Annotated in this window: 19 protein-coding genes; 11 read left to right on the top strand and 8 right to left on the bottom strand. The window is 61.0% G+C overall.

Annotation, left to right across the window (positions count from 1 at the left end):
• Positions 1-95: 95 nt before the first annotated feature.
• Complete coding sequence (locus AAHE99_RS13130; RefSeq protein ID WP_342117792.1) at positions 96-2,186, top strand: tetratricopeptide repeat-containing diguanylate cyclase; 2,091 nt, start codon at positions 96-98, stop codon at positions 2,184-2,186.
• On the opposite strand, the gene AAHE99_RS13125 is transcribed toward AAHE99_RS13130, so the two are convergent.
• Positions 2,183-2,476 (bottom strand): apolipophorin, encoded by a 294-nt coding sequence (locus AAHE99_RS13125; protein ID WP_342117791.1) that lies wholly within the window; start codon positions 2,474-2,476, stop codon positions 2,183-2,185. The two genes, AAHE99_RS13130 and AAHE99_RS13125, sit on opposite strands and share 4 nt — an antisense overlap.
• A 51-nt stretch (positions 2,477-2,527) precedes the next feature.
• Between AAHE99_RS13125 and AAHE99_RS13120 the strand changes: the two genes are divergently transcribed.
• Positions 2,528-3,178, top strand: a complete 651-nt coding sequence (locus AAHE99_RS13120) for a hypothetical protein (RefSeq protein WP_342117790.1) — start codon at positions 2,528-2,530, stop codon at positions 3,176-3,178.
• Here the strand turns inward: AAHE99_RS13120 and AAHE99_RS13115 are convergent.
• Both AAHE99_RS13115 and AAHE99_RS13110 read right to left on the bottom strand, forming a co-directional pair.
• Positions 3,162-3,440, bottom strand: coding sequence for a hypothetical protein (locus tag AAHE99_RS13115; protein ID WP_342117789.1), 279 nt, complete (start codon positions 3,438-3,440; stop codon positions 3,162-3,164). The two genes, AAHE99_RS13120 and AAHE99_RS13115, sit on opposite strands and share 17 nt — an antisense overlap.
• A gap of 17 nt (positions 3,441-3,457) precedes the next feature.
• Complete coding sequence (locus tag AAHE99_RS13110) at positions 3,458-3,913, bottom strand: hypothetical protein (protein ID WP_342117788.1); 456 nt, start codon at positions 3,911-3,913, stop codon at positions 3,458-3,460.
• Positions 3,914-4,060: 147 nt separating this feature from the next.
• Here AAHE99_RS13110 and AAHE99_RS13105 point away from each other — a divergent pair, with 147 nt between their 5' ends.
• Positions 4,061-5,125, top strand: a complete 1,065-nt coding sequence (locus AAHE99_RS13105; RefSeq protein ID WP_342117787.1) for a hypothetical protein — start codon at positions 4,061-4,063, stop codon at positions 5,123-5,125.
• On the opposite strand, the gene AAHE99_RS13100 is transcribed toward AAHE99_RS13105, so the two are convergent.
• From AAHE99_RS13100 to AAHE99_RS13080, 5 genes are read right to left on the bottom strand one after another with little or no spacing between them, the layout of a single operon-like run.
• Positions 5,056-5,460: a hypothetical protein gene (locus AAHE99_RS13100; RefSeq protein ID WP_342117786.1), complete on the bottom strand. Its 405-nt coding sequence runs from the start codon at positions 5,458-5,460 to the stop codon at positions 5,056-5,058. The genes AAHE99_RS13105 and AAHE99_RS13100 overlap by 70 nt on opposite strands.
• Positions 5,457-6,629 carry a cytochrome-c peroxidase gene (locus AAHE99_RS13095; protein WP_342117785.1) on the bottom strand — a complete coding sequence of 391 codons (1,173 nt, stop codon included), beginning with the start codon at positions 6,627-6,629 and terminating at the stop codon, positions 5,457-5,459. The genes AAHE99_RS13100 and AAHE99_RS13095 overlap by 4 nt, the downstream gene beginning before the upstream one ends.
• 29 nt (positions 6,630-6,658) lie before the next feature.
• A complete protein-coding gene (locus tag AAHE99_RS13090) occupies positions 6,659-7,066 on the bottom strand; it encodes a FixH family protein (protein ID WP_342117784.1) in 408 nt (135 codons plus the stop codon).
• A gap of 57 nt (positions 7,067-7,123) precedes the next feature.
• Entirely contained in the window at positions 7,124-8,302 is a 1,179-nt protein-coding gene (locus AAHE99_RS13085; protein ID WP_342117783.1) for a DUF418 domain-containing protein, read from the bottom strand.
• Positions 8,303-8,309: 7 nt separating this feature from the next.
• Positions 8,310-9,245: a LysR family transcriptional regulator gene (locus AAHE99_RS13080; protein ID WP_342117782.1), complete on the bottom strand. Its 936-nt coding sequence runs from the start codon at positions 9,243-9,245 to the stop codon at positions 8,310-8,312.
• A 106-nt stretch (positions 9,246-9,351) separates the two neighbouring features.
• Here AAHE99_RS13080 and AAHE99_RS13075 point away from each other — a divergent pair, with 106 nt between their 5' ends.
• The 8 genes from AAHE99_RS13075 (at position 9,352) to istB (ending at position 15,610) form a co-directional block, all read left to right on the top strand.
• Positions 9,352-10,191: a phytanoyl-CoA dioxygenase family protein gene (locus tag AAHE99_RS13075; protein ID WP_342117781.1), complete on the top strand. Its 840-nt coding sequence runs from the start codon at positions 9,352-9,354 to the stop codon at positions 10,189-10,191.
• The gene (locus AAHE99_RS13070) at positions 10,188-11,006 is read left to right on the top strand and encodes a sugar phosphate isomerase/epimerase family protein (RefSeq protein ID WP_342117780.1); all 819 of its coding nucleotides are present in this window, start codon (positions 10,188-10,190) and stop codon (positions 11,004-11,006) included. Before AAHE99_RS13075 ends, AAHE99_RS13070 begins: the two co-directional genes overlap by 4 nt.
• A 520-nt stretch (positions 11,007-11,526) precedes the next feature.
• Positions 11,527-11,796: a hypothetical protein gene (locus tag AAHE99_RS13065; protein WP_342117779.1), complete on the top strand. Its 270-nt coding sequence runs from the start codon at positions 11,527-11,529 to the stop codon at positions 11,794-11,796.
• 106 nt (positions 11,797-11,902) lie between these two features.
• The gene (locus AAHE99_RS13060; RefSeq protein ID WP_342117778.1) at positions 11,903-12,217 is read left to right on the top strand and encodes an SMI1/KNR4 family protein; all 315 of its coding nucleotides are present in this window, start codon (positions 11,903-11,905) and stop codon (positions 12,215-12,217) included.
• A gap of 72 nt (positions 12,218-12,289) precedes the next feature.
• Positions 12,290-12,568: a hypothetical protein gene (locus tag AAHE99_RS13055; RefSeq protein WP_342117777.1), complete on the top strand. Its 279-nt coding sequence runs from the start codon at positions 12,290-12,292 to the stop codon at positions 12,566-12,568.
• Between the two features lie 88 nt (positions 12,569-12,656).
• Positions 12,657-13,130, top strand: a complete 474-nt coding sequence (locus tag AAHE99_RS13050) for a hypothetical protein (protein WP_342117776.1) — start codon at positions 12,657-12,659, stop codon at positions 13,128-13,130.
• Positions 13,131-13,314: 184 nt separating this feature from the next.
• On the top strand, positions 13,315-14,820 hold the full coding sequence (gene istA, locus AAHE99_RS13045; protein ID WP_342117882.1) for an IS21 family transposase: 1,506 nt from the start codon (positions 13,315-13,317) through the stop codon (positions 14,818-14,820).
• Entirely contained in the window at positions 14,813-15,610 is a 798-nt protein-coding gene (istB, locus tag AAHE99_RS13040) for an IS21-like element helper ATPase IstB (protein WP_342117775.1), read from the top strand. Before istA ends, istB begins: the two co-directional genes overlap by 8 nt.
• Positions 15,611-15,933 lie beyond the last annotated feature (323 nt).

The raw sequence follows: 15,933 nt of genomic DNA, 5'->3' as shown, positions 1-15,933 counted from the left end.
CCCACGTAAATAGTGAGTCACAAAGCGGATTTCCAGCCTGCAACAGGCATATAATGGGTCGCATATATTGCTCACGCGACACCCAAGGACCCAAGTTGGCAGGCTTTCCGGTTTCGACCTTTTTCAAGCGCCTTCACCTGCTGGTGGGCGCCTGCCTGCTTGCGCCCCTGTGCGCACTGGCCCAGTCGCCGCTGGACGAGGACATCGCCCAGATCCGCGAGCAGGTCCGCTTCGTTCCCGACAAGGCCCTTGTGCAGTTGCAGCAAATGGAGCCGCAGGCGCGCAGCGCCCCAGCCCTGACCCGCGCCGAATTCCTGGCCCAACTGGCACTGACCCACCGCTTCCTCGGCAAATTCGACAGCGCGCTGGCACTGGCCACCGAACTGCACGATTTCGGCCGCTCCCAGGACAACAAGATCATCATCGCCAAGGGCCTGCTGACCAAAGCCTATGTGCGTTCGTCAATGAACGAGCGCCAGGTGTCGCACGAGCTAGCGTTTGAAGCGGAAAAGGTTGCCAATACCACCAGCGACATGGTGCTGCGCGTGCAGGCCACCATCACCGCTGGCCAGAGCTACGCCGAACAGGGCAACTACCCGGTCGCACTGAACCGCCTGCAGTCTGCGGTGGAACTGGCGCAGCAGATTGAGAACGACAAGGTGCCGCTGGCCAGCGCCCTGAACGCCCTCACCCTGCTCTACACCCAGATGCGCGAGTACGACAAGGCCTGGGAAGCGCTGGCCGAAACCGTGGAAGTATCGGAGGCGCTGAATTCGCCCGGCCGCATGACGCTCGCCAACAACACCGAATACGGCCTGGCCATCGACACCCACCATTACAAGCGCGCCATGCGCGCGCTGCTGAACAACCTTGAGCTGACCCGCAAGATCGGCGCCAAGCGCATGTTTGCCACCACGCTGGTCAACCTGTCCGACATCAACCTCAAGCAGCACGAATTCGGCACCGCGCTGCGCTACGCCAACGAGGCCGCAGCCGCCGCGCGCGACGCCAGCGACGCCTCCATTGAAGCCACAGCCCGCATCAACGCCGGCCAGGCCTATATGGGCACCGGCAAGGTCGCGGAGGGCAAGAAGTCCTTCGCGCTGGGCATGGCCTACTACGAGAAGACCGGCGACAAGCCCGAGCTGCAGGCCCTGCTGACCGAGTACGGCCAGGCGCTGGAACGCGTAGGCGACTTCCAGGGCGCGGTCGAGGCCTACCACCGCGAGCGCACCATCTCCAACGAACTGTTCGAAGCCCAGCGCAAGAAAGCGATGTGGGAGCTGCAGGAAAAGTACGACACCGAGAAGAAGAAACGCCAGATCGAATCGCTGTCGCACGAGAACGAAGCCAAGGGCGCCGAACTGAATGCGCGCCGCCTGCAGCAGCGCATCTGGTGGCTGCTGGCCGTGGTTTTTGCGCTGGCCGCGGTGATCGTCGGCATGCTGTACCGCAAAGTGCGCCAGGCCAATGCCCAGCTGGAAGTGAAGAACCTGGAGCTGAAGGCGCAGTCCTCGCTCGACCCACTGACTTCGCTGTACAACCGCCGCCACTTCCAGGAGTACATGCGCACGCATAACCAGGTGGAGCGGCGCGGCGTGAACGGCGAGGATATCGTCGGCGCCCTGTTCCTGCTGGACGTGGACCACTTCAAGCACGTGAACGACACCTACGGCCACGCCGCCGGCGACGCCGTGCTGAAGATGATTGCGGAAAGCCTGCGCATTGCCCTGCGCGAAACCGACATGATCGTGCGCTGGGGCGGCGAAGAATTCCTGGCCTTCCTGCCTGCCATCCCGCGCAATGGCGTGGACGAAATCGCACGCCGCATCCTGGCCTGCATCGGCTCGCAGCCGGTGCAGTTCCAGGACCACACCATCCACGTCAACGTGTCGGTCGGCTTTGCCCCGTTCCCGCTGGCGCCGGGCGGCACGCCGCTGCCGTGGGAACGCGCGGTCAACCTGGTGGACATGGCGCTGTACCTGGCCAAGGCCCATGGCCGCAACCGCGCTTACGGCGTACGCGGCTTCGAAAACTTCGAGCAGACCTCGATGGAAGCCATCGAACAGAACCTGGAACAGGCCTGGCGCTCAGGCTTTGTCGACCTGACCCTGGTGCTGGGCGGCGCGCCGGACGAGCCGCCGCCATCCAACGTGGTGCCGCTCAAGACCAAAGCCGGCAACTAGTTCTTTTCCTTGCGCGCCTCGCGGGCGGATTCCTGGATTTCCTTGCCCGCCTCCTCGACCTTTTCGCCGATCTTCTCGGTGGCCTTGTTCAGCTTTTCGCCCGCCTTCTGCGCAGCTGCATCCAGCTTGTCGCCAGCCTGCTCCAGCTTTTCGCCGGCCTTGACGGCGGCTTTATCGAGTTCGCGGCCGGCCTGCTCGGCCGGGCCGACCCGCTTGTCTTCCGGCTTCTGGCAGCCGCTGGCCGCGCCCAGCGCAAGCACCGTGCACAGCACCGTCATCATGCTTTTCATGTTGTCTCCTTTACGTCCTGCATAGGCAAAATCTTACGCTAGAATAGTCCCATGGACGCGCACATTCCCATCCTTAAGCGGGCGGGCATGGTGCTTGTGGTGCTGGGCGCCTGCGACCTGCTGGCCATCCGGTCCGGCCTCTTTCTGCTCGGCGCAGCAGCCGGTATCGGCTTGCTGTTCGGCAGCCTGCACGTCGCCTCCGCCGTGCGCTGGCTGGCCGTGTTCGGCCTGTGCGCGCTGGGCGTAATGCTGCTGGCCTGGCCCCTGATGCAACCGGTCGACCTGACCCTGACCCAGCTCAAACTGCAACCGCGCATGCTGCCCTCGCTGGCCACCAGCGCGATCTGGCTGTTCATCCTCTACTGGCTAAACCGCACCCTGGGCGCGCCCGCCGTGCTGGCCGCGCGCCGCGCCGCCGGCCACAAGCCGCGCCATATGGGCTTGCCGGCCGCAAGCGGCGCCGCCTTGTCCGCCCTGGTGTGCGTGATGCTCTCGCTGCTGCTGCATGGCGAAGCAGCCGAGCGCGCGCTGCGCGACGCCGAGCGCCGCTTCGGTCCCGACTACCGCTACCACGTGGCGGCGCTGAAGGTGTCCAATGAGCAGGGCGGCAAACGGGTGGAGGGGCTGGTAATGGCCTGGAATGGCAGTGAGATCCGCAACATCCCCGTGGCCTGGCAGGAAGAGGCTAACGGCGGCCGATGACGAAGGCGCCAACCAGGGCGGCCACGCCGAACACCAGCAAGGTGCTGCAAAACGCCAGGCTAAGGAATTTGGAAGGGTTGAGCAGGCCGAGCGCCGCAGCGCCGAGGAAGATTACCGCGAAGAACACCAGCCAGCCGGCCGTGTCGGCAGCGTCCATTTCGGTGCCGCGCGCGCGGGCATGGCGCACGAAAATGCGTCTGATGACGTTGGATGCCAGCAACAGCAACAACACAGCGCCGCCGGCTGCAAGGGTCAGAGCCATGCGGCAGATGGTAGCACTTATTCGGCGATGATCTTTTTCGGTGGCGGTGGCGGGGCAAAGGCGACGGTATCGCCTTCCGGCGCGCTGTCCTGGGCTTCCGAATACTCCAGCCAGCGATCCAGGCTGGCGCGGCGGCGGATGGTGATGCCCTTGGTGCTGATATAGCCCACCTGCTCAAAGTTTTCCGGCTTGCAGACCATCTTCGAGGTGGTCGGCAGGTTGTCGAGCAGGCGGTCATATGCCTTGCGCGCCTTGTGCTCCCACTTGGCCAGCGCCGGCTCGTTGAAGCGGTTGCTCTCGTAATAGATGGTCAGCGTATGGTCGTGGTTGCCGAAGCCGACCACCGCAGCGCCTTTGCGTACGGCTGCCAGGATGTCTTCCTTGGCGTTGATGGTAGGGACGAAGACGGCCGCGCGGCTATCCTCCTTGTCGGGCCGCTGCTGCGGCAAGTCCTGGCCAAACTGTACACCCATTGCTGCTCCCCGCAAGATGGTGGGCCGGATATGGTTAGAAATGTTTCTTTCCGGCTATATTTGTCCGATTCTACATCGGCCCCCTTCCCGGTACAAGCGGCGGCACGCCGTATAATGCGCAGGCCTCATCCTCTTTATAGCCCCAAAATGACGCCTTTTCCACCTGCCGCATGGGATTCGGCAGCCCGCCATGTAAGCGACCTGCTGGCCCACGCCATTGAATACGCCCCGCCACAACAGGCCTTAGTGGTTTTCGACCAGCGCAGCGCGCTGTCCGAGGTGCTGGCCGCCGCCTATCGCGCGGCCCTGCCGGAGGGCCGTTTTATCGACTTCGACACGGTACAGCCGGACGCCGTGCTTGCGGCTTTCGAGCAACTGAATGCGGGCGACCTGGTGGTGCTGGTGCAGACCACCAGCTTCCGCCTGAACGAATACCGCATCCGCATGGAGCTGTTCAAGCGCGGCCTGAAGGTGATCGAGCATATGCACTTGTCGCGCATGCCGGGCGAGCAGGGGCTGGTCTACATTGACGCCCTGGCCTACGATCCGGCCTACTACCGCGGCGTGGGCCACGCGCTGAAGGCGCGCATCGACCGCGCCCAGTCGGGCGTGGTGGAAAGCGGCGGCGAACGGCTGGTGTGGGCTTCTCCATTCGAAGAGGCCAAGCTGAATATCGGCGACTACAGCGCCATGAAAAATGTGGGCGGCCTGTTCCCGATCGGCGAAGTCTTCACCGAGGCGCAAGACCTGGAAGCGGTCAACGGCCGCTGCAAGGTGTTCGTGTTCGGCGACACCACCTTCCACGTCAACCGCCCTGCCACGCCGATCACCATGATCGTGGAAAAAGGCCGCGTGGTCGGAGCCGAGAACAGCACGCCGGAATTCGACAATATGCTGTCGATTATCCGTTCGCACGAAGGCGAGGTGTGGGTGCGCGAGCTGGGCTTCGGCATGAACCGCGCGTTTTCCCGCGAGCGCACGGTGGACGATATCGGCACCTACGAACGTATGTGCGGCATCCACCTCTCGCTGGGCGCCAAGCATGGCCAGTACCAGAAGCCCCAGTTCAAGCGCAAGGACGCGCGCTTCCACGTGGACGTGTTTGTCCAGACCGACGCGGTCTACCTGGACGACCAGCAGGTCTACCGCGACGGTGGCTGGGCGCCGGACGCCAGCAGCAGCGACAAGCAGGCGGCGAACGCCAGGTCGTAGCCAGCGCAGAATGCGGGCCAGAACTCCGGCACGCCGGGGTTCGCAATCAGGCGGCCGTGGAATGCATCGAACACGCCGTGCGCGAACAGTCCCAGCGCCACCAGCCAAAGCGAGCGTTTGTAGCCGGCAACCGCCAGGGCGAGGAACACGATGGCGGCATCAAGTTCCGGCCGCAGCGTTCCCGGTGAATCCGCCATGACCGCGAACAGCAGGTTGTAGGTCGCGATCACGATCAGCACCACGGGGAAAAATCCGCGCTCGCGGGTGAATCCCACCACCCAGCCGCCGATGGCTGTCGCCAGCGCCAGCAAAACCCCAGTCAACAAAGGCATCATCGCTGTTCCTTGATCGGGCTATCGAGGGCTGTGAGGAAAGCCGCAATGTCGCGCACATCCTGCTCGCTCAGTTTGAGGCGCTCCAGTTCGGACTTGCCGATCCTGGCCTTTGGCGCGGCGCGGTAATGCGCCACCACCGCGCTCAGGCTGCCGATCTGGCCGGCGTGCATGTACGGCGCGCGTGTGGCGACGTTGCGCAGGCTGGGCGTCTTGTACGCCCCCTCCAGGGCCGGGCTGTCGGCGATAAAGCGCAGCTCACCGCATTGCTCCGGTTTGGCGTCGCTGAACAGGCCCAGGCAGTTGAATTCATCCGCCAGCACCTTTGCCACGCCGGCGCGGCGGCCCAGCGCTTGCGGCATCGGTCCGTGCGGGGCAATGCCGGTGTTGTGGAACTGATTGTCGGTCAGCATGGGCCCGTTATGGCAGGTCACACAGCGGCCCGCGCCGATGAAGATGCGCAATCCGTTCTTCTCCGATACGGTCAGCAGCTGTTCCGCCGTTTTGTCATTCGCCAGCACGCCGTCGATGTACTGGTCCAGCCGCGAGGCGCCGAAGTGCAAAGTCTTTTCGTATGCGGCAATCGCCTTGCCGATGTTGGCGAACACGCGCGATATCTCCTGCTGCGAGGCCTTGTCCATCGCCTTCCACGCGGCCTGCTGGGCCGGCGTGCCAAGCGGGCTCGCTTCGGCCGGCAGGTGCTGCATATCGGGCAAGGCGCCGAACAGGGCTTCGTAGTCGGTGCGGTAATGCTGCTGCACCAGGCGCGCGAATGCCAGGCGGTTGCCGCCATGCTCCGCACCGTCTTCCAGCGGACCAAGCGCTTGCGCCCACAGGCTGTCCTTACGGCCATCCCAGAACAGGAAGGCACTATGGCCCGTGCCGGTGACCGGCATGGTGCGCCGGATGCCGGTGCCGACGCCCTGTCCCACCGGCCTCCCATCCTGGAACTGCTGCTTCGGATCATGGCAGCTGGCGCAGGAAATCTTGCCGTTGCTGCTTAAGCGCTGGTCAAAAAACAGCCGCTTGCCCAAAGCGGCTGCCTGCGGCTTGCCTTCCACGCGGCTGGAAGGATCGGCCGGCGTTGGCGGCAGCTGGCTGAGACGGAGCGTCGCGAGGATTGCGCGCTCGTCCTTGTTCCAATCCGCCGCCCCAGCACCGGCTCCGAGCATAACGGCGAAGCAAAAGAAAACCAGCCGCCTCATGGCAGCACCAGGTTGAAGGTCACCTTGTCGGGGCCCGGCGCAGCATCAATTTTCAGCTTGAGTTCCCACCAGCCCGACATGCTGAATTTGACACCCTCCAGCAGATAACGCCCGTCACCCAGTTCGCGCGTCACCTGCGGCTGCGTAGGCAGACCGTGGTGATGCTGCGGCATGCCGCCATCCACCGCGAAGCGTGCGCCGGTCACCGGCTGGCCGGACGGCTGCCTGACGCTGACTTCCCACGAGTGCAGCTTGCCAAGCGCGATCGGTTCCCCCATCGGCCGCACCTTCACCGCATAGCGATGGTCCACAGTGGCGCGCTCACGCGAAAGGTCCAGGTCAACCGGCGGCGACATGCAGCCACCCAGCGCCAGCGTAGCAACAAGAATAAGTGTGCGAAACATGCAATCCTCCTCAAAAGTATCGATGAGAGGACTGTAGACATTGCTATCGTTGGAAGGTCAAGACCCAATTGTTGCGCGTTGCCGGGATGGCCTGAAGGACCAGTTGGTTATAGCGCGCAGCAGCCATTCGGCCGGGCCATAGGTGTGGCGCCTGATCCACCAGGCGCTGAGCGCCATTTGTCCAAAGAAGATGGCGCATACAATGCCCACCACGCCCAGCGGCGGAACGCGGTCGCACAAGCGGAAGCCATAGCCGGTGAACAGCACGGCCAGGATCGCCGACTGCATCAGGTAATTGCTCAAGGCCAGGCGCCCCATCGGCGCCAATACGGCCAGCACGCGCGCGCCGGCTGCGGTATCAAACAGCATCAGCATCAGCGCAACGTACGAAGCCGTCAGGAACGGCCCCGTCACCATATTGTCCGCAACACCCAGCAAGCCGCTGGCCATGGATGGATAGAAGGTGTTGGCAAACGCCTCACCAAACGCGCCAGCCAGGCCAAGCGGCAAACCAATCCACAACACGCGCGGCAGCAAACGCCGGAACTCCTCCACGCGCGCCAACAGACGCTCACGACCCGCCGAGTAGCCAAGCACGAACATCGCCAGCGAACTTGCCCCCATAAACGGCAGGTTAGCGAGATTGAGCGGGAACTGTCCCATAAAGTAAGCCTGCGCGGCCGCTGCACTGCCGTGGAACGCCGTCAGCTTCGCCCCGAGTTCGGCCGCCTTCGCCGCACGATCGTCGTCGATGAAGAACGCAATTGCCCCCAAAGCAGCAAACAATAAAGCCGACACCACTACCAGCCATATGGCTCGCTTGATTGCCCGACGCGGCGGCAGGTGGTGCCATGCGAGCAGAACGATGCTAAGCAAGCCATAGCTGTTCAGGATATCGCCATCAAACAACAGGCATCCATGCAGCACGCCTAGACCGAACAGGCCCAGGCCACGACGCAGCATGCGCGCCTTGAAGCTTGTATCGGCACGCTGCGCCGCATCCAGCTGCAAAGAAAAGCTATAGCCAAACAGGAGCGAGAACAGCAAATAGAATTTGCCCTCAAAAAGCAGCCCCACCGCAAAGCGCACAAGCTGATCCAACAGGCTCGCATAATGCGTATTTTCGGTACCGCTGCGGTAGTAGGGATCGGCGAAGGCCCAGACATTTACAGCCAGGATGCCCAGCAGCGCAAAGCCACGCAAGGCATCCACGTTTTGAAGACGGGATTGAATCATCCCGAGATTATATATTTAGCAATCCCGCTTCCGCCAGTGCGCGATCCCAGGGCGGCACCGGCTGATACTCCTCCACCAGGAAATCGATCAGCGCCCTCACCTTCGGCGATAGCTGGCGCGTGGCCGGGTACAAAGCGCTCAAGTGGTTCAACGGCAGCTCCCAGCCCTGCAGCACCGGCACCAGGCGCCCCTCGATAATGTCGCGCCAGGCCAGGAAGGTGGTGGTGTAGACAATACCCAGCCCGCGCAGCGCAGCGTGCTGCAGCACCAGGCCATTATTCGCCGTGAACGACGGCGCAACCCGCACCGTCGTCTGCTCCTCGCCGCGCGCAAAGTGCCAGGCCACACCACCCGTCAGATGGCTGAAATGCAGGCACTGGTGACGATGCAGGTCTTCCGGCGATTCCGGCCGCCCCGCCCGCGCCAGATAGGCAGGCGAAGCGCACAGCACGCCCCGGCAAGGCGCCAACGGCCGAATCGCCAGCGCGCGGCTATCCGGGATGCCGCCCACACGGATGGTCAGGTCAAAGCCATGCTCGATCGGATCAAGCAGCGCATCATCCACGTGCAGCAAAGGCGCCAGCTGCGGGTGCGGCAGGCTGAAACGCGCCACCGCATCCGCCAGCCACTCGCTGCCAAAACTGGAAGGCGCCTGGATCCGCAGCGGCCCCGCCAGCTCAATGCCGGCATGCGTGACCACCCGCGCCGCCTCCTGCGCTTGCAGCACCGCCAGCGCACAAGGCTCCAGGTAAGCCTGCCCCACATCGGTCAGGCTCACGTCGCGCGTGGAGCGGTGCAGCAGGCGCGCATTCAGCTTCTCCTCCAGTGCGATCACATGCTTGCTCACCATGGCGCGCGACATCCCCAGCCGGCGCGCCGCGCCGCTGAAGCTGCGCTGACGCGCCACCTCCACGAAGATTTCCATTGCCTTGAGCTGGTCCATAGCCTTGATTGTCTCCATATTGGAAACAATGTGTCAACTGTTTGCGCATTGTTCGCAACCAATCGCTTCCCTACAATGATCTACATTAAGAAAAGGAGCACTTCCCATGCTGACCGACGCTCAGAAAGCCCAATACGCCAAAGATGGCTTCATCGTCATCCCCGGCTTCAAGACCGCCGCCGAAATTGCCGCCCTGCGCGCCCGCGCCGCGCAAGTCGTGAACGACTTCGACCCGGCCGTCTCCCAAGGCATCTTCACCACCAAGGAACAAGAGAAGAAAGCCGACGACTACTTCCTCGCCTCCGACAACACCGTGCGCTGCTTCTTTGAAGAAGAAGCCTTCGGCCCGGACGGCCAGCTGAAACAAGCCAAGGAACTGTCGATCAACAAGATCGGCCACGCCATGCACGACCTGGACCCAGCCTTCCGCGCCTTCACCGCCGACGCACGCCTGGAGCAGATCGCCCGCGACATTGGCCTGGCCGAACCGCAGGTATGGCAGTCCATGTACATCTTCAAGCAGCCCGGCATTGGCGGCGAGGTACGCTGGCACCAGGACGCCACTTACTTCGACACCACCCCGATCAGCGTCACCACCTTCTGGTTCGCGCTGGAAGACGCCACGCTGGAAAACGGCTGCATGTGGGCAGAGCCGGGCGGCCACCGCTCGCCCCTGCGCGAACGCTTCATCCGCGAAGGCGACAAGGTCAGCGTGGAAAAACTGGACAGCACCCCATGGCCGACCGACGCCACCGCCGTGCCGCTCGAATGCAAGGCCGGCTCGCTGGTCTGCTTCCACGGCCTGCTGCCGCACTACAGCGCCCCGAACCGCTCGCCAATCTCGCGCCACGCCTACACCCTGCACGTGACCGACGGCCGCACCGAATACTCCAAGCGTAACTGGATCCAGCGCGACGCCTCCTTCCCTGTGCGAGGCTTCCTGTGAAAATCAGCATCTTCGCACCGCACTGGGGCAGCAACGACCTGCCGCCGGACGTCTTCATCGCCAAGGTAAAGGAAGCAGGCTTCGACGGCATCGAAATGTCGCTGCCGCTGGACCGCGCACAGCGCGACAACTGGGTCTACAAGATCGCCAACGCCGGGCTGGATTTGATTGTCGCCCAATGGGAGACAGTGTTCCACAGCGACTTCGCCGCCCACAAACAGGCGCTCGGCGAGCTGCTGCGCAACGCCTGCGAAGTGCAGCCGGTGCTGGTCAACTCGCACACCGGCAAGGACTGGTACACGCCGCAGCAGAACGAAGAACTGATCGCGCTCGCCGCCGATATCTCGAAAGAGTACGGCGTGCCGGTAGTGCACGAAATCCACCGCAGCCGCTTCAGCGGCCATCCAATGCTGCTGCTGCCCTACCTTGACCGCCTGCCGCAGCTGCAGCTGAATGCCGACCTCTCGCACTGGTGCGTGGCCTGCGAATCGCTGCTGGAAGACCAGGAGCCGATGCTGGCGCGCGTGCTACCGCAGGTACGCCACATCCACGCCCGCGTCGGCCACCCGCAAGGTCCGCAAGTCGCCGACTTCCGCGCACCGGAGAACGCCGACGCGCTTAAGGCACACCTGGCATGGTGGGACCGCATCGTCGAACTGCGCCGCAATGCCGGCGCCGAGCGTATGACCTTGACGCCAGAATTCGGACCCGCGCCGTACACCTTCACCCTGCCCTACACCGCGCAGCCGGTGAGCAATGCGTGGGATCAGAATGTGGCGATGTTGAAGCTGCTGCGTGAGCGGTATTGCATGTAAGCGGCCTCACCTCGAACGCAAAAGGGCATGAAGAAATTCATGCCCTTTTTCTTTGTAACTTCTCGATGAATAGTTACTTGTGTTTCGACGGTGACGCCTTCCGCCCGCATTTAGGCAGCGTTTTGACAGAATCCGCCAGCAACAAAGGTAGTTGATTGGCGTTTGGCGCGTTAGCCGTCATACTCCTAAATCGGAAAAACGTCATTTTGACGTCCACTTTACGTTGGTCATCGCTTTGAACATGATGCAGACTTCGACCACTTCGTTCGGCACTTGGGCCGTTGGCAAATCAGCCAGCACGGCTAGTGTCCGCGTTCGGGCCGCTGGCGGTTCTCAGTTTGGTGGCAGGGGCCTGCACGCGCGGTTTGCTGGCGTTCGTGCGGGCGCATTCGCGGACACGCTGTCGCCTGGTTCTTCGCGGCCAGTTCACGCGCGTGTCCAACATCTAGCTCCAGCGGACGTGCTACAGCGGGCGATGCCCGCTTCCGCACGCCGCTGAGCACCACGTTGGGCCGCTTAAATGGAAACGCGCTCCGTTGCTGATGTTGAAGGCCCTTGGGTCGAGCCGAATTTCAATTCAAGCTTGATTGAAAGGTGTCGCTTGAATTGGGCGGTTCCGGTGGGTGCCATCTCGAACTATGCGCTCGCCACTTTCATTCGCCAGCGCGTTGCGCTGGCTTTGGTTCTGCCGGAGGCTGACCGACGCATTGCTTCTGGGTTCACGGACGACACGGAGCTGTATGATGAAGAACTGGCTAATGCCGTCTCCGAGGCGAAGGCCGAGGGTTAGGGGTACAAATGATTAGAGCTTGCCACAATTCGCCCAACCATTCCGTCAACCGGACCTCCGCATCGCTTCGCGCTGCTACGGCCGGTTACGTCCAACGTTAGAGTTTATGTTGAGCGTACCTAAGGAACTGCTGTCGTATCACGCTGAGGGAAAGCCGCTTTGCTGCGATCTCGATGAAAATCCTTTTGCGTGTGAGTTTTGGCCGCTTGGTGAGATTGAAGCCTACAACTCCGACTACGAAGTAGCTGAATACGCGCCTGGCTTCTTGGGCTTCGGCACCAGCGGCGGCGGAGAAATGTTCGCCTTGTCGGTCGATGGAAAAGTCGTATGCTTGCCATTCATCGGTATGGCTCCAGACGTCGCTACGCCAATTGCAGATTCTTGGCTAGAGTTCGAGGGAAAGTTACGAAATGCGCTCTAACCTATTAATCAACCGGACGGCTTCCGCGCTGCGCGCTCCAGCCGCCGGTTATCGCACACGTTAGGAGAAGGAATGAGCTGGCGCTCCGGAAGCAAACTCTTCGTTGAAATTTGGCCGTCGATTCAGTCCAACATTCCCGATCGTGAGCTTCGAATCGACTTCACAAGCGAACTACTTTCAATCTTTGTGAAACAAGATATGGATCCGTTTGATGTTGAGGACATTCACTCAGACGTACGGGCTGCAATGCGGCTATCGGGCATCGAAATCTCGGAGCCTGAACGCTACAAAGATGACGAGCCAACACCAGAAGGCTCAACTACCAAACGCAAATGGTGGAAGCCTTGGTAATCTATTTCCCTAACCTTTCGCTCCAGCGGACGCGCTACAGCGGGCATTGCCCGCTTCCGCACGCCGCTGAGCAATCACGTTAGCCAATATGAAGCTTGAGATCGATTATCAACTTACAGGGAAGGGATGGGCCGACTGCGTTATATCTGTTGAAGATAAGCGTTGTGAGATAAGCGCTTCATACCTTTCCAATGCGCTTCGAAACTTGATTCTTGCTGCAAATGGTGCATTGACTGGATTCAATTCGGTGTCGTTTGGATTTGACGAAGAGCCCGGTGAATATCGCTGGGTGTTGATTAGTCCCCGACCAAATGAAATAGAAGTTGAAATAATTGAGTTCCAAGAGTTGTGTGGATGGAAACCGAATTCGGAGGGAGAGTCGTTGCTCAAATTCCGATGCCAGCCCATTGATTTCGCGAAGGCGGTCCAATCAGCCGCGGCAAAATTACTTGAGACGCACGGTGAAAACGGCTATCTGGAGATGTGGGTTGAGCATCCCTTTCCGATGTCGCTGTACGTTGACTTAACCAAGATGATCGAACAGGACTGGCGAAATGGCTAACCATGCAGTCAACTGGACTGCCTCCACGCTGCGCGTTCCGGCAGCCAGTTACTTGTCACGTTGGGCGGATGTTGGCGCTGACCGAAAATTGACCCACCTAGACGCTGTGTGCTGATCGAAAACTGACCCAGGTGTTCTACTACCCCTGCCCATAACTTAGGCAGGAGATTAATAGGTGATCACCATGGAAATGTTAGGCAAGATCCGCCGCATGCACCTGCGCGATAAGCTCTCACTGCACGAAATAGCGAAACGCACCGGTCTGTCCCGCAATACCATCCGGGCCTGGCTGCGCAAGCCCGATCCTAAGGCAGCGCCGAAGTATCAGCGGCGTCCAGCCCCACTCAAGATTGATCCCTATCGAGATTCGATAATCCAGGCGTTGAAAGCCGACGCGCACCGCCCGAAGCACGAACGCCGGACGGCGAAGGCATTATTTGCACAGATCCGCTCCGCCGGCTACAACGGCTGCTATCCGCAGGTAACGAAGTTCATCCGGGAATGGCGCCAGCAAGAAGGCAAAAAACCTAAGGCCTTCGTGCCACTGCAATTCGAGCTAGGCGATGCCTTCCAGTTCGACTGGAGCGAGGAAGGTATTGTTATCGGCGGCGTTTATCGAAAGCTGCAAGTGGCCCACATGAAGCTGTGCGCCAGTCGGGCCTTCTGGCTTGTGGCCTATCCAAGCCAAGGCCACGAGATGCTGTTCGATGCCCATGCGCGCTGCCTGGCAGCACTTGGCGGGGTTGCCCGGCGCGGCATTTACGACAACATGAAAACAGCGGTCGACAAGGTCAACAAAGGCAAGGGGCGCATCGTCAACGCCAGATTCGCCGTCATGTGCGCGCACTACCTGTTCGATCCGGACTTTTGTAACACCGCTGCTGGCTGGGAAAAGGGCGTGGTGGAGAAAAACGTCCAAGACAGCCGGCGCAGAATCTGGATCGATGCCCGCAACCGTCGTTTCGGCTCGTTCGAGGAACTCAACACTTGGCTAGGTGATCGCTGCCGGGCTTTATGGCAAGAGCTGCGCCATCCAGAGCACCGGGAATTCACTGTCGCGGAAATGCTGGAACAAGAGCAACTGCACATGATGCCCATGCCAGCGCCTTTCGATGGGTACGTCGAACAGTCGGTGCGCGTGTCTTCAACCTGCCTTGTAACTGTAGCGCGCAATCGCTATTCCGTGCCTTGTGAGTTGGCCGGCCAAGTGGTCAGCGCCCGCCTGTACCCTAATCGGGTCTGCGTTGCCGCTAGCGACACCATCGTCGCCAGCCATGTCCGAATTACCGATCGCGGCGACGTGCGTTACGACTGGCAGCATTACATCTCTCTGATCGAACGCAAGCCTGGTGCGTTGCGCAATGGAGCGCCGTTTGGCGACCTGCCTGCCCCCTTGCAGAAATTACGACAAGGCTTGCTCCGCCATCCCGGCGGTGATCGACTGATGGCGCAGGTGCTGGCCGCCATCCCAGCCTCCGGACTTGATGCCGTGCTGGTGGCAGCAGAACTGGTCGTCGAATCAGGTGTCCTGTCTGTTGAACACGTCGAAAACGTACTCGCCAGGCTGCACAGCACCCCTCAACCTCCAGGCGCTGCCACGGCTCTGCAACTAACAGAGGCGCCGCTTGCCGATGCTGCGCGCTACGACAATCTGCGGGAACTGGCTCAATCGGAGGACGATCATGCGTGACCTTTCTGTTGAACTCAAGGGCTTGCGCCTGCACGGCATGGCTTTAGCTTGGAGAGAACTGGTCGCCAAAGGAGGCGCCACATTGGAAACAAGCAGTTGGCTGCTAGAGCACCTATTGCACGCTGAGACCACTGATCGAGCAATGCGCACTGTTCGTCACCAGATGCATGTGGCAAAGTTCCCAGTGCATCGCGACTTGGCTGGCTTTGATTTTGAAGCTTCACGAGTGGATCAGAAGTTGATACGGCAGCTGGGGACACTGGCCTTTACTGAGAGCGCTCAAAATGTTGTTCTGGTCGGCGGCCCCGGAACCGGCAAGACCCACTTGGCGACCGCCATCGCCATATCGGGGATCACTAACTACGCGAAGCGAGCCCGATTCTTCTCAACGGTTGATTTGGTCAACACACTGGAACGCGAGAAACGCGACGGCAAAGCGGGACGACTGGCGGCGGTGCTACAGCGTGTGGATCTGGTGGTTCTCGACGAGCTAGGATATCTGCCTTTCAGCCAGGCCGGAGGAGCACTGCTGTTCCATCTTTTGTCAAAGCTGTACGAACACACCAGTGTCGTCATCACGACTAATCTGAACTTTGCGGAATGGTCCGGTGTATTTGGCGATGCCAAGATGACGACAGCATTGTTGGATCGCCTGACCCACCACTGCCACATCGTTGAAACCGGCAATGAATCCTATCGATTCCAACATAGCAGCATGGCAGCTAAAGGAAGAATTCGCCAACGGGAGCAAAAGCGCAGTCGAAGCAACGAAGTCACGCCATCTGAGTAATAATATAAATCGTTTATACCATTAACCGCGATGTCAGACCCAGACAAGGGTGTCAGCGCAAAACGCTGGCACCCTTGTCTTTTTTGTTACACTTATCCACAGTTGCCGGAAAGAATGGCAATGTCCGCCCTGGGTCAAATTTCAATCAGCAGAGTGGGTCAGAATTCACGCAGCGCCAACACTAGCATTACTATAGCTACTGGCAAGCTGCGTTTCATGTGCGCGTCTGGACTTTCGCTCTTTAGCTGCCATACTTCAGATCTTGAGGTAGCGCGGAGCGAATCATGCCGAGACAGCCTGGCCCCATTTGCACGTCGAAAGTC

It is taken from the genome of Pseudoduganella sp. OTU4001, from assembly GCF_038440195.1.
GTDB lineage: Bacteria > Pseudomonadota > Gammaproteobacteria > Burkholderiales > Burkholderiaceae_D > Rugamonas.
Note: the sequence above shows the minus strand (reverse complement) of the source record. Positions and strands in the feature narration are given on the sequence as shown.

Excerpts from the sequence above, each read along its gene's own strand:
- AAHE99_RS13125 (WP_342117791.1), bottom strand. The coding sequence starts at position 2,476 with ATGAAAAGCATGATGACGGTGCTGTGCACGGTGCTTGCGCTGGGCGCG.
- AAHE99_RS13120 (WP_342117790.1), top strand. The coding sequence starts at position 2,528 with ATGGACGCGCACATTCCCATCCTTAAGCGGGCGGGCATGGTGCTTGTG.
- AAHE99_RS13115 (WP_342117789.1), bottom strand. The coding sequence starts at position 3,440 with ATGGCTCTGACCCTTGCAGCCGGCGGCGCTGTGTTGTTGCTGTTGCTG.
- AAHE99_RS13110 (WP_342117788.1), bottom strand. The coding sequence starts at position 3,913 with ATGGGTGTACAGTTTGGCCAGGACTTGCCGCAGCAGCGGCCCGACAAG.
- AAHE99_RS13105 (WP_342117787.1), top strand. The coding sequence starts at position 4,061 with ATGACGCCTTTTCCACCTGCCGCATGGGATTCGGCAGCCCGCCATGTA.
- AAHE99_RS13100 (WP_342117786.1), bottom strand. The coding sequence starts at position 5,460 with ATGATGCCTTTGTTGACTGGGGTTTTGCTGGCGCTGGCGACAGCCATC.
- AAHE99_RS13095 (WP_342117785.1), bottom strand. The coding sequence starts at position 6,629 with ATGCTCGGAGCCGGTGCTGGGGCGGCGGATTGGAACAAGGACGAGCGC.
- AAHE99_RS13090 (WP_342117784.1), bottom strand. The coding sequence starts at position 7,066 with ATGTTTCGCACACTTATTCTTGTTGCTACGCTGGCGCTGGGTGGCTGC.
- AAHE99_RS13085 (WP_342117783.1), bottom strand. The coding sequence starts at position 8,302 with ATGATTCAATCCCGTCTTCAAAACGTGGATGCCTTGCGTGGCTTTGCG.
- AAHE99_RS13080 (WP_342117782.1), bottom strand. The coding sequence starts at position 9,245 with ATGGACCAGCTCAAGGCAATGGAAATCTTCGTGGAGGTGGCGCGTCAG.
- AAHE99_RS13075 (WP_342117781.1), top strand. The coding sequence starts at position 9,352 with ATGCTGACCGACGCTCAGAAAGCCCAATACGCCAAAGATGGCTTCATC.
- AAHE99_RS13065 (WP_342117779.1), top strand. The coding sequence starts at position 11,527 with ATGGAAACGCGCTCCGTTGCTGATGTTGAAGGCCCTTGGGTCGAGCCG.
- AAHE99_RS13060 (WP_342117778.1), top strand. The coding sequence starts at position 11,903 with ATGTTGAGCGTACCTAAGGAACTGCTGTCGTATCACGCTGAGGGAAAG.
- AAHE99_RS13055 (WP_342117777.1), top strand. The coding sequence starts at position 12,290 with ATGAGCTGGCGCTCCGGAAGCAAACTCTTCGTTGAAATTTGGCCGTCG.
- AAHE99_RS13050 (WP_342117776.1), top strand. The coding sequence starts at position 12,657 with ATGAAGCTTGAGATCGATTATCAACTTACAGGGAAGGGATGGGCCGAC.
- istA (WP_342117882.1), top strand. The coding sequence starts at position 13,315 with ATGGAAATGTTAGGCAAGATCCGCCGCATGCACCTGCGCGATAAGCTC.
- istB (WP_342117775.1), top strand. The coding sequence starts at position 14,813 with ATGCGTGACCTTTCTGTTGAACTCAAGGGCTTGCGCCTGCACGGCATG.